This is a genomic window from Klebsiella sp. JB_Kp031 (assembly GCF_040064295.1).
In the GTDB taxonomy this organism is placed as follows: Bacteria; Pseudomonadota; Gammaproteobacteria; order Enterobacterales; family Enterobacteriaceae; genus Klebsiella; species Klebsiella quasipneumoniae.
In genome coordinates this window covers 323,626-338,162 of record NZ_JBEAJW010000002.1, presented here as the reverse complement: position 1 = coordinate 338,162, position 14,537 = coordinate 323,626, and the positions used below count along the sequence as shown (strand labels likewise).

Annotated in this window: 15 protein-coding genes; 4 read left to right on the top strand and 11 right to left on the bottom strand. The window is 59.9% G+C overall.

From position 1 onward, the window contains the following. Positions 1-24: 24 nt before the first annotated feature. The 6 genes from mdcE to ABLV64_RS03660 form a co-directional block, all read right to left on the bottom strand. Entirely contained in the window at positions 25-825 is an 801-nt protein-coding gene (mdcE, locus tag ABLV64_RS03685) for a biotin-independent malonate decarboxylase subunit gamma (RefSeq protein ID WP_153668912.1), read from the bottom strand. After that, a complete protein-coding gene (locus tag ABLV64_RS03680) occupies positions 825-1,658 on the bottom strand; it encodes a biotin-independent malonate decarboxylase subunit beta (RefSeq protein WP_348842959.1) in 834 nt (277 codons plus the stop codon). Before ABLV64_RS03680 ends, mdcE begins: the two co-directional genes overlap by 1 nt. Continuing rightward, positions 1,651-1,950, bottom strand: coding sequence for a malonate decarboxylase acyl carrier protein (gene mdcC / locus ABLV64_RS03675; RefSeq protein WP_017900317.1), 300 nt, complete (start codon positions 1,948-1,950; stop codon positions 1,651-1,653). The genes ABLV64_RS03680 and mdcC overlap by 8 nt, the downstream gene beginning before the upstream one ends. A gap of 17 nt (positions 1,951-1,967) precedes the next feature. Continuing rightward, positions 1,968-2,810: a triphosphoribosyl-dephospho-CoA synthase gene (locus ABLV64_RS03670; protein ID WP_348851548.1), complete on the bottom strand. Its 843-nt coding sequence runs from the start codon at positions 2,808-2,810 to the stop codon at positions 1,968-1,970. Continuing rightward, entirely contained in the window at positions 2,810-4,465 is a 1,656-nt protein-coding gene (gene mdcA, locus ABLV64_RS03665; protein WP_348842958.1) for a malonate decarboxylase subunit alpha, read from the bottom strand. Before mdcA ends, ABLV64_RS03670 begins: the two co-directional genes overlap by 1 nt. A gap of 221 nt (positions 4,466-4,686) precedes the next feature. Beyond that, on the bottom strand, positions 4,687-5,721 hold the full coding sequence (locus ABLV64_RS03660) for an AI-2E family transporter (protein ID WP_004206059.1): 1,035 nt from the start codon (positions 5,719-5,721) through the stop codon (positions 4,687-4,689). A gap of 442 nt (positions 5,722-6,163) precedes the next feature. Here ABLV64_RS03660 and kpnE point away from each other — a divergent pair, with 442 nt between their 5' ends. Then, a complete protein-coding gene (gene kpnE, locus ABLV64_RS03655) occupies positions 6,164-6,526 on the top strand; it encodes a multidrug efflux SMR transporter subunit KpnE (RefSeq protein ID WP_004206058.1) in 363 nt (120 codons plus the stop codon). Continuing rightward, positions 6,513-6,842 carry a multidrug efflux SMR transporter subunit KpnF gene (kpnF, locus tag ABLV64_RS03650; RefSeq protein WP_004206057.1) on the top strand — a complete coding sequence of 110 codons (330 nt, stop codon included), beginning with the start codon at positions 6,513-6,515 and terminating at the stop codon, positions 6,840-6,842. Before kpnE ends, kpnF begins: the two co-directional genes overlap by 14 nt. A 74-nt stretch (positions 6,843-6,916) precedes the next feature. Here kpnF and ABLV64_RS03645 read toward each other — a convergent pair whose 3' ends face one another. Beyond that, entirely contained in the window at positions 6,917-7,030 is a 114-nt protein-coding gene (locus ABLV64_RS03645; protein WP_224052065.1) for an ArsR family transcriptional regulator, read from the bottom strand. Between ABLV64_RS03645 and ABLV64_RS03640 the strand changes: the two genes are divergently transcribed. Beyond that, complete coding sequence (locus tag ABLV64_RS03640) at positions 7,002-9,104, top strand: bifunctional diguanylate cyclase/phosphodiesterase (RefSeq protein ID WP_225855523.1); 2,103 nt, start codon at positions 7,002-7,004, stop codon at positions 9,102-9,104. The two genes, ABLV64_RS03645 and ABLV64_RS03640, sit on opposite strands and share 29 nt — an antisense overlap. Here the strand turns inward: ABLV64_RS03640 and ABLV64_RS03635 are convergent, their stop codons facing one another. From ABLV64_RS03635 to ABLV64_RS03625, 3 genes are all read right to left on the bottom strand, one after another. Beyond that, positions 9,105-9,917 (bottom strand): serine protease, encoded by an 813-nt coding sequence (locus ABLV64_RS03635; protein ID WP_004206054.1) that lies wholly within the window; start codon positions 9,915-9,917, stop codon positions 9,105-9,107. Between the two features lie 940 nt (positions 9,918-10,857). Next, the gene (gene asr / locus ABLV64_RS03630; RefSeq protein ID WP_053810423.1) at positions 10,858-11,277 is read right to left on the bottom strand and encodes an acid resistance repetitive basic protein Asr; all 420 of its coding nucleotides are present in this window, start codon (positions 11,275-11,277) and stop codon (positions 10,858-10,860) included. Between the two features lie 164 nt (positions 11,278-11,441). Beyond that, on the bottom strand, positions 11,442-12,929 hold the full coding sequence (locus tag ABLV64_RS03625; RefSeq protein ID WP_023318168.1) for a carboxypeptidase M32: 1,488 nt from the start codon (positions 12,927-12,929) through the stop codon (positions 11,442-11,444). A gap of 227 nt (positions 12,930-13,156) precedes the next feature. On the opposite strand from ABLV64_RS03625, the gene ABLV64_RS03620 reads away from it, so the two are divergent. Next, a complete protein-coding gene (locus tag ABLV64_RS03620) occupies positions 13,157-13,249 on the top strand; it encodes a hypothetical protein (RefSeq protein ID WP_004206050.1) in 93 nt (30 codons plus the stop codon). Positions 13,250-13,279: 30 nt separating this feature from the next. Here ABLV64_RS03620 and ABLV64_RS03615 read toward each other — a convergent pair whose 3' ends face one another. Beyond that, entirely contained in the window at positions 13,280-14,530 is a 1,251-nt protein-coding gene (locus ABLV64_RS03615; RefSeq protein ID WP_004206049.1) for an MFS transporter, read from the bottom strand. Positions 14,531-14,537: the final 7 nt, after the last annotated feature.

The window sequence follows — 14,537 nt, the reverse complement described above, 5'->3', positions numbered from 1 at the left end:
ACTACTTACGTACGAACGAACGTCTTACCAGCTGGCGCGCATAAGGTCGCGGACCTGCTGCGAACTGCGGCGGTTTTCCGCACCCAGGCGGCACTTCAGCGAGGGATCCTGGCGCGCGTCAGCGATGGCGTCGCGCAGGGTACGGCTGACCAGTGACAGATCGCCTTCGTCTGGCGCATCCGGATGGTTGATATCAAGCAGGGCGGAGAGCAGGCCGAGCGTAGCGTAGTTGCTGACGTCGTAGGCCATCGGCGGGATGGTCGCCGCCAGTTTCTCCAGCGCCTCTACGGTACGCAGCGTAATGCGCGCTGCCGATGCTTTCCCCATCGCGTGAACCAGCACGCCGCTATCGTTAAAGGCTATCAGGCGGTTGGCCTGATAGCCGTGGGCCAGAAACGCCCCGGACATCGCTTTGCCGACAATCAGGCCAATCACCGGGTGGCCGGCCAGACGGGCTTTGGCGTAGGCGCCTGCCGCTCCGGCCAGCGCCTGGTGAATACCAAAAGCTTCCTCGCGACGGCCATAGGCCTGGCTCGGCACATCGATCACGGCGACGATCGGCCGTTTACCAGGCTGGTCGGCGTCAGCGGCGATGGTTTCGTTGACCACTTTCGCCAGCGTCCAGCCTTCCAGCAGGCCGACTTCGCCGCCGGCGGCGCGCGGGTAGTGGTTGTTAGCGTCAGGTACCACGGCGATAAAGCGGACGCTTTCGCCATCAATCTGGCCATCTGCGACCTGCACCGAAGGGCACAGACCACTCATCAGCGGCGCGTCGGGCGCCAGTTTGTTCAGCCACAGCGCGGCGCGGTTTGGGAACTGGCTCATTATTTCTCCTCCCGGGCAAAAAGCTGTTTAATCTGCGCGGTATCCGCCTGCTGGCGGGTGTCGAACTGGCTTAAACGGCGCAGGTAATCGTCATAATTGTCGCTGCGGTGCTGCGCCGGTACGCCTTTGGCGATCGCCTCGTTCATCGCGGTTTTGACCGCGTTGACGCCATCGTTAACCAGCGCGTCGACCAGGCCGCTGGCGGCGCGAATTTCGCCGCCGGTCATGCTCCAGATAAACGGCCGGTTGCGTGAGTCGTACTCTTCAATGCCGGCTTCCTGCTCGATAACCTGTGGGCCGTTGAGGCCGAGACGGGCTTCACGGGTGACGATAAGGTAGCTGCACAGCGCCGCGGCGATGGACATACCGCCGAAGCAGCCGACGGTACCGGTAATAATGCCGACCACCGGGGTGTAGCGGCGCAGGTCGACAATTGCGGCGTGAATATCGGCGATGGAGGCCAGACCGAGGTTGGCCTCCTGTAGCCGGACGCCGCCGGTTTCGAGGCACAGCACCGCCTGGGTCGGGATACCGTTGCGGTTATCTTCCGCCGCCAGCTCCAGCGCGGCGGCCATTTTGGCGCCGGAGACTTCGCCCATACTGCCGCCCTGGAAGGTGCCTTCGATGGCAATCACCACCGCCGGCTGGCCGTTGATCGTGCCTTTGGCGACCACCATACCGTCGTCGGACTGCGGGACGATGCCCTGCGCGCCGAGCCACGGCGACATAATGCCGTCAAACGGATCCAGCAGTTCGCGGTAACTGCCGTCGTCCAGCAGGGCGTGTGCGCGTTCGCGAGCGCGCAGTTCGATAAAGCTGCGATCGTTACGCATGAGCGGCCTCCTCAAAGACTTGTTCAATACGAATACGGGCGACGCCCGGCGTGGCGCCGAAGTCGTGAATAACCAACTGCCCGGCGGGCAGGCCGTTGATCAGGTTCAGCCTGTCGAACAGCGCCTGCCAGCGCGCCTGGCTGTTATCCACCGAGGTGGTAATTTGCACGCGGAGCGTATCGCTCCCGGCGGCGGTATAGAGCACCTCCATATCGCCTGAACCTACAACCCCTGCCAACGCTCTGCCGCTGAGGGCGCGGCTGGCAGGAAATGACAATGTAATCTGTTCCATAACATCCTCTGAATGCGTTAGCCGGCAACCCGGTCGAGAAACAGGGTGGCGGCAAGGAGATCGGCGGCGCCGCCCGGCGAGGCGTTGTGCGCCAGCATCTGCGCGTCAAGCCGCGCCAGGGCGGCGGGGGCGGGGGCGCTGGCGCAACCGCCGGCCGCCAGCACCTCGCGGGCGCCCTGCTGCATGGTCTGCAGGCCGCTCATGCCGGCGCGCGACAGCACGCAGGTATCGCTCAGCGAGGTCATGATGGCCATCAGCGCGTCAAGTCGCGCCTGCGGCTCGCTGGCGCCCCGGGCGCGGCTTTGCTGTAACTGCGGCAGCGCCAGGGCGGTGATATGCGGGAAACCGCGCTGCGCCTCTTCGCGCGCGCCAGGCACCTGCCAGCGGCGGCTGGCGCGCAGCCCTTTACTGAAGCTTTTCGGCGCCAGGCTGTCGGGCAGGCGGGCGAGGGCGGCGGCGGTGTCGGCGATCGTCTGTGATTGACCCTCTCCACCCAACATCGCCACCGCGCTGACCAGCAGCCCCAGCGCCCAGATGGCGCCGCGGTGGGTATTGACCCCGCCGGTGGCCTGCATCATCTGCGCTTCGCCTTCGCGACCGAGGCGGCCGACGGTTTCGCGCAGCGCGATATCCGCCGGGCGGCGCCAGCTTTGCTGGGCCAGCGCGTGGAAGGTCGGCTGCAGGCTGCGGGCGGAGCGTTCCATCAGCGCCAGCGTGAGGTCCTGATGCGCGCCACTGCCGCGGCTGTCGACCAGACCCGGTTTCGGGCTCAGACGGGCTTCGTCAATCAGGCAGGCGCTGGCGGTGTCCGCCAGCCAGCTGACAAGACTTTCGGCGTGCAGGGGAGAGAGAATTTTCATTACCAGCTCCGGAATTTTGCCGGTGGGTTGTACAGTCCGTCGGACCATTCCACCAGGTCGGCGACGCTGCCGGCGGCCAGCAGTGAACGGGTTGCCTCGCTGCGGCGAATACCCAGATCTTCCGGGTAGACCACTTTGCCGCTCTGACGCAGGGCAGCCACGCGTTTTGCGTCCACCCCGAGGCCAATGTCGGTGATCCCGGCCACTGCGGCGACCATCGCCCGGCGCTCTTCCAGGCTTTCCGCACGATACAGATAGGCGATACCCTCTTCGGTCAGCACGTGGGTGACGTCATCGCCGTAAATCATCACTGGCGCCAGCGGCATGCCGGAGGTTTTAGCGACGTCGACCGCGTCGAGGGTCTCAACGAAGGTCGGTTTCACGCCGGCCTGGAAGGTTTCGACCATCTGCACCACCAGTTTTTTACCGCGCTGCATTGGGTCCGGCTCGGTGATCATATTGAGCCAGGCAGGGGTAGCGTGGCGGCGGCCGTGCGGATCGTGGCCCATGTTCGGCGCGCCGCCGAAGCCGGAAAGGCGGCCGCGTGTGACGGTCGAGGAGTTAGCCAGTCCATCCACCTGCAGGGTCGAACCGATAAACATATCCACCGCGTACTGACCCGCCAGCTGGCAGAAGGCGCGGTTGGAACGCATGGAGCCGTCCGGGCCGGTAAAGAAGATATCCGGGCGGGCGCGGATGTACTCTTCCATCCCCAGCTCGCCGCCGAAGCAGTGCACGCTCTCCACCCAGCCGCTCTCGATCGCCGGGATCAGGGTCGGATGCGGGTTCAGGGTCCAGTGTTTACAGATTTTGCCTTTCAGGCCGAGCTGTTCGCCGTAGGTCGGTAGCAGCAGTTCGATAGCGGCGGTGTTGAAGCCGATCCCGTGGTTGAGGGACTGCACCTGATGCTCTGCGTAGATGCCCTTGATCGCCATCATCGCCATCAGAATGTGTTCTTGCTTAATCAGGCGCGGGTCGCGGGTGAACAGTGGTTCAATAAAGAACGGCTTGTCGGCGACCACCACGTAATCAATCCACGAGCCGGGAATATCGACGCGGGGCAGATCGCACTCGTCGTCCACCAGTTCGTTGACCTGAGCGATAACAATGCCGTCGTGGAAGGCGGCGGCCTCCACCAGCGCCGGGGTATCTTCGGTACTCGGCCCGGTATAGAGGTTACCTTTGCGGTCGGCTTTGTAGCCGGCGATCAGCGCGACGTTAGGCGACAGATCCACGTACAGGCGGGAGTAGAGTTCGATATAGGTATGAATGGCGCCGATTTCCAGCAGCCCATCTTCCAGCAGCTGCGAAATGCGCAGGCTTTGGGTACCGGAGAAGGAGAAATCGAGCTTACGGGCGATGCCTTTTTCAAACAGGTCAAGGTGCTCGCTGCGCCCGACGCTGGGCATGATCATATGCAGATCGTGGATTTTCTGCGGATTGACTTCCGCCAGCATGCGGGAGAGAAAATCGGCTTGCTTCTGGTTGTTGCCTTCCAGCACCACCCGGTCGCCGGGGGCGAGCAGGTTTTCCAGTACGCTGACCAGCTGGTCAGTGGGGATGACTTTGCCCGGGATGTTGGCCTTGGCCAGCCGCCGTTGCTTTTCCGTCCGGCGACGGTTCCAGACCCGCCCCGTCGTTTGTTCGGCATTCATTATTAACCTCCTGATTCGACAAATCGTTTTGTTTGTCCTGGTGGAGGGTAGTGTGCGACGCGGGGCGCGGAGCATCAATTAAGCACGGCGGCCAATCGTTAGCCTGAGAGTAACAATGGTGAGTGGCCCTTTGTGATGAGGATCAATAATACAAAAGGCGTAGTGGTCTACTGCAGCTGACAAGGAGAGGAGGGCCGGTCAGCCACCGGCCCGGGGAAGGGTTACTGTTTGCTCACATCACTTAGTAAGAAGGCGATGCTCTGCCCGCCGCTGGTCTGCTCAAGGGCAATTTTGACGATAATCGTCAACGGCACCGACAGGAGCATACCGACCGGACCCAGCAGCCAGCCCCAGAAGATCAATGACAGGAACACCACCAGGGTGGAGAGCCCCAGGCCGCGCCCCATGATCCGCGGTTCGAGAATATTGCCGAACACCAGGTTAACGATCAGATAGCCGGCCAGCACCACCAGCGCCTCGTACAGGCCGCCGAACACCAGCACTTGCAGGATCGGCGGGATGGCCGCCAGTACGGAACCGATATTGGGAATATAGTTCAGCGCGAAGGCCAGTAGCCCCCACATAAAGGCGAAGCGCACGTCCAGCAGAACCAGCATTCCCCAGACCACCAGCCCGGTGACCAGGCTAATCGCGGTCTTCAGCACCAGATAATGCGACACGCTGTCGATAGCGCGCTGGATAGCCCCCATGCCTTCTACCGGGCGGGACATCAGCTGCTGGAGTTTAGCGGGGAGCTGCGGCACCTCCAGCAGCATAAACACCACCGTCAGCAGCAGCAGAAAAATCGAGGACATGGCGTTCGACAGCTGAGTGAGCAGACTGGTGACCAGGGTCATCACGGCGTTGGGGTCGATGTATTTGTTAAGCTCCACCACCGAGACGGTAAAACCCAGGCGCTGCAGCCAGGGGGCGATGGTTTGCATCGGTTCGTAGAGATAGTTGCGGTACTGCGGCAGGGTGCGCGCCAGCTCGTTAAGCGAGGTCCCCAGCGAGGCCAGCAGCACAACGGCTAACATCACGATAAGGCCTATCAGCAGTGAGATCGCCAGCACGCGCGGCACCCGGCAGCGGACCAGCAGCTGCACCAGCGGATTAAGGATCACCGCCAGAAAAAGCGCGAGAATAAACGGGACAATAATGTCTGCCGCAAAGCGAATGCCGGTCAGGATGATCACCAGCATGCCCAGCATGATGACCATCTTTAGTCCGTTAAGTGTAATAATAGGTTTAGCCATAGGATCCCGTCCTCAATCTTCCTTGCCTGTTAACAGGTTGCGTTACATTAGCATAATGACGTTTTTTTTCAGAAAAAACGCATTGCTGCAAAACCGCGGCGTAAAGAATTGCAAAGTCTTTGAATTAAATGTAGCACTATGCTACAAATCTACCTGTGTTTAACTACTGAGGACAATTTCCATCCGCACCGGACGAGAAGCAACACCGCGGATAATTGTAATTTTATGGACAATCAGTTCAGGATGTATATTTTAAATCACCCCGCAGTATCCCTCACTTTTTCCCGTTTTGCCGGCGAACAGCACTGGCATTCGGCGCTATAGTCACCTTCTTTCTGCCTGAGCTGGCGCCAAGCGCACAGCGAAATCTACGTCAGAAATTTTCCGGTTTACGCGTCTCGTAAACGGTAATGGATTATATTCTCAAGCAGGAGAAGGGATCATGTTTTATTGGATTTTATTAGCTTTAGCTATTGTTGCTGAAATTACCGGCACGTTGTCGATGAAATGGGCAAGCATCAGCGGTGGGCATACCGGCTATATTTTAATGCTGGCCATGATAGCTCTGTCATATATTTTTCTCGCCTTTGCAGTTAAAAAAATTGCCCTCGGCGTGGCTTACGCGTTATGGGAAGGGATTGGCATTTTGCTGATCACCCTGTTCAGCGTTCTGTTATTTGATGAAAGCTTATCGCTGCTGAAAATAGCCGGTCTGACCACACTGGTGGTGGGGATCGTCCTGATTAAGTCCGGCACCCAGAAAAAAGCGTCGTCGAAGCAGGAGGTGGCTCATGCAGCAGTTTGAGTGGATCCACGCCGCCTGGTTGGCTATCGCCATTGTTCTGGAGATTATTGCCAACGTCTTTTTGAAGTTTTCCGACGGTTTCCGCCGCAAGGTCTATGGCATTCTGTCGCTGGCGGCGGTGCTGGGCGCATTCAGCGCCCTCTCGCAGGCGGTAAAAGGCATCGATCTGTCGGTTGCCTATGCGCTGTGGGGCGGCTTCGGTATCGCGGCGACCATTGCCGCTGGCTGGGTGCTGTTTGGCCAGCGCCTGAATAACAAAGGCTGGGCGGGAGTCATCCTGTTGGTTGCCGGCATGGTGTTAATTAAACTCGCCTGACGTCGCGCCGCCTGCAAAGCCAGGCGGCAAAACGGGTCCGCTGTAGTATGCTTACCTCAAGACCGGCCCCGCAGTTATTGTGCCCGGTGACGATGAGGACTGCGCATGTTCACAGCTTTCGGCTGGCGGAAAATTCCTTCCGCCAGGACGTTGTCAATAATGATTTTTCTCGCCGGGCTCGGCCTCACCGCGTCGGTGATCTCCCTGCTTTACCTGTCGCAACACCTCATTGCCAGCAAATCCAATGAAATTGACCAGCAGCGTTCGGTCCTGTCGGTGGAAGGGGCGGTGCAGACATCGGTCAACCGGGTGCTGTCCCTGGTGCTGGACAATGCCATCTGGGACGATGCGGTGACCCAGACTTACGCCCCCAGACTGGATCAAAAATGGCTGTACGACACCTGGGGATCGGGCTTCAAAATCAATAACCTGTACGACGGCACCTTTGTCCTTGATGAACATTATCACATTCTGTGGGGCGCCTTTCAGAGTCAGGTGATGCCCCGGACAGACCTTTCATTTCTCGGCGCCGGGCTGACCAGTCTGATCCGTTATCATGCAAAGGCTCTGCGCGAGGGCAAAAACGCCTTCGCTGGCATCACGCGCACCGAGGCAGGGATCGCTTTCGTCGGCATCGGCCTGATCCGGCCGACGACCGGCCGGCTGCAGGTGGCTGACGATACCCGGCGCTATCTGGTCATTACCCGGCACATCAGTCCTCAGCTGCTGCAGCGTTTAGGCGACACCTTCCAGATAAGTCATCTCCATCTCAGCGACGGCCCCGGGGAACACCGTATTCCGCTGCGCACGCAGGGAGGCGAGGTGCTGGGCTATCTGGCGTGGCAGCCGCGTCTGCCCGGCGCCGAAGCGGCCCTGGCCTCATCAGGCAGTATGCGGCTGATCGCCGGGGTGGCCGCCAGCCTGATCCTGCTGTTTATTCTGTTCAGCAGCCTCGGCATGTATAAGCTGGCCCGCGGCGAACGTCAGGCGCGGGAGATCGCCCTGATTGACTGGCTCAGCCGGCTGCCCAACCGACGAGCGCTGCTGCTGCGGTTAAGCCAGGTGTGCGACACGAGTAAGCACGACATGCAGTGCGTGGTGTTTATCGATCTGGACGGATTTAAAGATGTGAATGATAACTATGGCCACGATGTGGGCGACGCCCTGATCCGCCATATCGCCAGCGCGCTGCAAAAACGGGTGCCGGCGGAGGCCATGCTGGCAAGAATGGGCGGGGATGAATTCGCCATGGCGGTGAGCGGCGAACAAGCGATCGACCGGGCGGCGGCGTTCGCCTGGGCGGCGCTGGAGCTGCTGAAAGCGCCGGTGGCACTGAGCAAACGCAAAATTTATATCGGCGCCAGCATCGGCATCGCCAGCGGAACCCCGGCGGAATGCTCCAGTACCGAACTGTTTCGCCGGGCGGATATCGCCATGTACCACGCCAAGAAGAGCGGCAAGGGGCAGACGGCCTGGTATGACGATGCGCTGGATGCCGTGCGACGTCATCAGCTGATGATCGAGAATGGCATCCGTCAGGGGCTGGAGCAGGATGAATTTGAGGTCTGGTATCAGCCGGTAGTCGATGCCGATACCCTGACGATGACCGGCGTTGAAGCGCTGCTGCGCTGGCCGCGTCGCCCGCAGGGTGCGCTGGCGCCGGATGCATTTATCGCCATTGCCGAGAGCAGCGGCCTGATTGACACCCTCGGCCAGTTCGTTCTGCAACGTGCCTGCAGCGATCTGCAGCCGGTGAGCGATCTGCTGCTGTCGGTGAATATCTCCCCGGCGCAATTTCGCGATCCGGCTTTTGAAAGCCGGGTGATGGAGACGGTCGCTGCCTGCCGCTTTCCGCCGTCACGCCTGCAAGTGGAGGTGACGGAGAGTTATGTGCTGGAAAATCCGGAACGTTCGCAGGCGGTGGTGGAGAATCTGAAGGCCCAGGGCATCGCCGTGGCGCTGGACGATTTTGGCACCGGTTATTCGAGCATCGGCTATTTACGCCGCTTTCGTTTTGACAGCCTGAAGATTGACAAATCCCTCGCCGGGCGGGTGGACTGTGATGCGCAGGCGGCGGAGATGGTGCGCGGCACGGTGCGCATCGCCCGCGCGCTGGGGATGACGGTCGTGGCTGAGGGGGTTGAAGATCCGCAACAGCTGGCGCTGCTGCGGCGGGCCGGTTGCGACCGGCTACAGGGCTTTTACTTCAGTAAACCGATGCCGATCGCCGACCTGTTGCAGCGGCGCCAGCAGCAGGGGTAATTACTCTCCGGCCAGCGCCTCCAGCTTATCGCGAAAGCCGGTCACCGCGATGGCGCGGTTGTCCGCTCGCCAGCGATCCTGCGGGCCGGGAGCCGAACTTTGCACGGCGATCACTTGCCAGCCGTCTGCGGTTTTCAGCAGCAGCGGCGAGCCGCTGTCGCCGGGCAGGGTGTCACACTGGTGCGACAGAACGCTGTTTTGCGCCCAGCCGGTGACGATGCAGTCCTGGTGGCTATAAAGATTATCCAGATGATCTTCAGGATAACCTGACTGGGTCACTTTCCGGTCCGCCGCCTTCAGCGCCGCGGTTAAATCGGCCTTACTGCCGGGGAAGAGCGGGATCGGCGTGATGCCTGAGGGAGCATAGCGCAGCACGATCAGGCCAAAATCCGAGGGCGCCGCGGCGGAGGGAACGATCCAGCCGTCGCCGTCGGCTTTCAGGCGCTTGCCTAAGCCGGGATCCACTCGTCCGTCAATGCCGTGGATCTCATACACCCAGTTCCCCTTGCGGGAAATAAAGCGCAGAGCGACCGCTTTATCCGGCTTGCCGCGCGGGGGTGTTAACAGGCAGTGGCCCGCGGTCAGCGCCAGGTTGGGGGAGATGAGCGTCGCCGTGCACAGATTGCCGCTGGCGGTCTCCAGCTGGCCAATCGCGTCCCACGGGCTCTCCTCCGGACGGCTCACCGCTTTACGGTCATCGTGACCGAAAAACAACGTCTTAATATCTTTGGCGCTCAGTCCGTTATCATCGGCATGTGCGCCCAGAGGTAACAGATAAAATGAACACAGTAATAACAGAACGTTTCTACGCATATCACTCTCTGGGGAGGCTATGATGTCTATTGACAGTAGCAGGAGATTTAAGTTTATGAAAGTAAACAATAATTCTTATCAGGCCAAACGGCATGTCTCATCTGCGCGCGGTGGGCCCTGGCGCGGGTAAAACCGTCTGATTTCAATCGGTTAATACCAGTAACCTTCTGCTGCTATTTCCGCAGAAAGCGCGGTCTGGCGCAAGAACATTCGTGTATCAGAACGTACTGAAATTGGCGAATAATGCAGCAACACTTCTTTAAGGTTATTCCTGGTTTGTCAGCGGAATGCGCAAAAATAATACGTTTACCCGCCAGAACTTCACCAGAATTCGCACTTCTTTACGCCTCACGTAATAATTTTCAATGCGAAACATTTTCTCACCGAAAACATTGTTACCGTCACCCCGCCGTTGAGTAAATAGAGAGGTAATACCGGCGATGATAGCCTGAATTCTATTTCCCCGGCGTTCGGAGGGTATATGTCTAAAAAAGGTATTCGCGCACTGGTCTATGTTTCCCTGGTCTCCGTGGCCATCTGGGGCGCAACCGGCTATCTGGTGATGGAAGCGGTACGTGCTTTGTGATGAGTCTGGCCGCCGCGTGGGGGCCAGGCGCGCGATGGTTTCTTGCTAACGTGTCTGGCGTCTTCGGGCGCCGGGCATTATTTGCGCCGCTGGCAGCGGCAGGGTACAGAGAGTGGTAAGAGGCAGGCAATAATATTTGCGCGACATTCACCTTCCGGGAAGTCTGGGCCAGGCGGCAAAACGGGAGAAGGGGCGAAACAATTAATAGAGGAAAAAGCGGGTCGCAACCACTGCGCAAATGATTAACAGGATCAGGATGAGCTCAAAACGATAGCGCCGCAGCATAGTGCTCTCCAGAAAAAACGGCGCTGAAACAGCGCCGATTATTTAAGAAGGTTGGTTCACCGGGAGGAATTATGCTGCCGGCTGTGCAGCAGGTTTAGCGGCCTGGTGTTTGGTGGTTTTGTGGTGTTTTTTCGCTGCCTGGGCTTTCTGGGCTACCGGTTTAGCGGCAGCTTTGTGGTGCTTTTTAGCGGCCTGGGCTTTCTGCGGAGCGGCTGGTTTAGCTTCTGCTTTTTTGTGTTTTTTAGCGGCCTGGGCTTTCTGGGCAGCGGCTGGTTTCGCTTCAGCTTTCTTGTGTTTTTTGGCAGCCTGAGCTTTCTGCTCTGCAGCTGGTTTTGCTGCGGCTTTATGGTGTTTTTTATGATGGGTGGTCTTGGCAGCAGCGCTGTGGGTAGCAGCAGGTGCCTGAGTGGTGCTTACTGCGTCAGCAGCGAAAGCGGCGGAAGAGAGACCCATAGCAGCGGCAACGACCAGAGCTAATACTTTTTTCATTCTGATATCCTCGAAAAGTTTTCTTAATTTCAACCCCACTGCGGGGCCGGTGAAATTACTATATGCTTGTCTTTTCGGGCTTTCCGTGAGTGTTTGGTATCGGCGTGTAACCGAATGTACAAGGCGGGGAGCGAAGGACGCGCCGGGCAGCCCGGCGCGGACGATTACAGATAGCGGGCGGTAAGGTGGTCGCGGAAGTAGCGGCTGTTAAGATCCTCTCCGGTGGCCTGCTGGATCAGCTGCGAGGTGGTGAAGCGGCTGCCATGCTGCCAGATATTCTGCCGCAGCCAGTCAAACAGGGCGCTGAAATCCCCTTCCGCGATATCGCGGTCTAACGTCGGCAGCGCGCGGCGGGCGGCGGCCATCAGCTGCGCGGCGTACATCGCCCCCAGCGTATAGGAAGGGAAGTAGCCGAAGCCGCCGTCGGTCCAGTGAATATCCTGCATACAGCCGTCCCGGTAGTTGCCGGTGGTCGACAGTCCCAGCCAGTGCTGCATTTTCTCATCCCACAGCGACGGAATATCTTCCACCTCGATCTCGCCGTCGATCAGCGCGCGTTCAATTTCATAACGCAGGATCACATGCGCCGGGTAGCTGACCTCATCGGCATCAACGCGAATAAAGCCTGGTTTCACCCGCTGGTTCCAGGCGACAAAATTCTCCTCGCTAAAGGCCGGCCGATCGCCAAAGCGTTCGCGCACCGCCGGCAACAGGCGGTGGAGGAAGCGCTCGCTGCGTCCCAGCTGCATTTCAAAGAACAGGCTTTGCGACTCGTGAATGGCGGTAGAGCGGGCCAGTCCTACCGGCTGGTCGATCCACGGGCGGGGCAGGTTCTGCTCATAGCGGGCGTGGCCGGTCTCGTGGATCACGCCGAACAGGGCGCTTAGCAGGTCGTTTTCGTTGTAGCGGGTGGTGATGCGCACATCCTGAGGGACGCCGCCGCAGAACGGGTGGGCGCTGATGTCCAGACGCCCGCCGTCAAAGTCAAAGCCGAGGATGCGCATCGCCTGCAGACCCAGCTCGCGCTGCTCAGGGATCGGGAACGGCCCCTGCGGGGCGATCAAGGTTCGCGTCGCCTGCTTGTCGACCGCTTGCCGCAGCAGGGAAGGTAGCCAGGACTTGAGGTCGGCAAACAGGCTGTCCAGCCGGGCGCTGGTCATATCCGGCTCGAAAATATCAAGCAGCGCGTCATAGCGTGAGCCGCCCCGGGCGTCGGCGCGGATCTGCGCTTCCTCGCGGCTCAGCCTGACCACCTCGCGCAAATTTTCGGCAAAGCCAGCCCAGTCGTTAGCCGGCCGCTGGCTGCGCCAGGCATGTTCGCAACGGCTACCGGCCAGTGATTTGGCCTCCACCAGGCTTTCCGGCAGCAGCGCCGCCTGATCGTACTGACGCTGCATTTCCCGCAGGTTGGCCTGTTCGAGGTCGTTGAGATCCTGCTGGCGGGCCGCCTGCAGCCATTGGCCCACTTTTTTATCGGTCAGGATCTGATGCTGTAGCACGCCGAGTTCCGCCAGCGCTTCGCCGCGGGCGGCGCTACCGCCCGGAGGCATCATGGCGAACATATCCCAGCCGGCGATGGCGGAGAGATGCGAAAAGCGCGACAGGCGCTGAAACGTGCGGGTAAGCTGCTGATAAGGCGTATTTTCAGTCATAGTAGCGTTCGGTCCGTGACAGGTGAATGAACAGATTATCGGTATGCCTCTACACTATCCTGATACGCCTGGCGGGTCGAGCGTTGCGCGCAGGAGGCGTGGTATAGCATCAGCCGGGTGATAGCAGGAAAAAAAGCGTGGCTCTGTGAGCGGTATTGCAGAAATCGGTAACGTATCGTGACTAAACTGTGATCGATTACACAGGTCTGGAGGTTCGGGGGTGGTTTATGAATCCGTTCACCTGGCTGTTTATTGCCTTACTGTCCGTTGATGCCGTCAGAGAGCTGATGGGCTTGTCATCTATCATGGGCATGTGGTGAAACGTGGCCCGCAGGCCACGTCACGGGCGATTATTTTAGTCGGCGATACAAGCAAGTGCCGGTCAACAGCGCGGCAAGGAGCAGCAGCGCGATAAATCCGCCGACGCCGTTCCAGCCGTAGCGGTGCCAGAACACCCCGCCTAACGTCCCCGCCAGGCTTGAGCCAAGATAATAGCTGAACAGATATAGCGATGACGCCTGACCGCGGGCGCGGCGCGCGCGTGGGCCAATCCAGCTGCTGGCGACGGAATGCGCGGCGAAGAAGCCGGCGGAGAACAGCAGCATGCCGATGAAAATCAGCCACAAGGAAGAAAAGAGCGTCATCAGCAGTCCGCAAAGCATCACGCCGGTAAAGCCGAGCATCACCGGACCGCGGCCATAGCGTACGGTCATGGCGCCCGCTTTCGGCGAGCTCCAGGTTCCGGTGAGATACGCCACCGACAGCAGACCCACCACCGCCTGGCTTAACGACCACGGCGACATCATCAGACGGTAGCCAATGTAGTTAAACAGAGTGACAAAGGCCCCCATCAGCAGGAAACCTTCGACGAACAGCAGCGGCAGGCCGCGATCGCGCCAGTGCAGGCGGAAATTAATCAGCAGCGTTTTTGGCCGCAGCGAGGTCGGGCGGAAATGGCGCGACTCGGGCAGGATACGCCAGAACATAATCGCCGCTGCCAGAGCGAAGCCGCTGATCACCGCCAGCGCCACGCGCCAGCCGAAGAAATCGGTAAAGACCCCGGTGAGCAAGCGGCCGCTCATGCCGCCGATGGAGTTGCCGCTGATATAGAGTCCCATGGAGAAGGCCACGAAGCTGGGGTGGATCTCCTCGCTCAGGTAGGTCATGCCGACCGCCGCCACGCCGCTCAACGACAGGCCGATCAGGGCGCGCATAATCAGGATGCCGTGCCAGCTGGTCATCATGGTCGACAACAGCGAGCAGCAGGCGGCCAGCAGCAAGGCGGTGACCATCACCGGCTTGCGGCCAATGGCGTCCGATAGTGGGCCGGTAAACAGCAGGCCCACCGCCAGCATCGCCGTGGAAATGGAGAGAGAGATACTGCTGCTGGCCGGCGATACGCCGAACTCGTTCGACAGCACCGGCAGGATCGGCTGCACGCAATAGAGCAGGGCAAAGGTGGCCAGACCGGCGGAGAACAGCGCGAGAGTGACGCGCATAAACTGCGGGGTGCCGCGCTTAATAAATTGATCCGGGCGGGATGCACCAGCGACGCTGACCTCGTCCGCCGGCACGGTGTCAACGGTTGTTGTACGACTCACAGAGAAT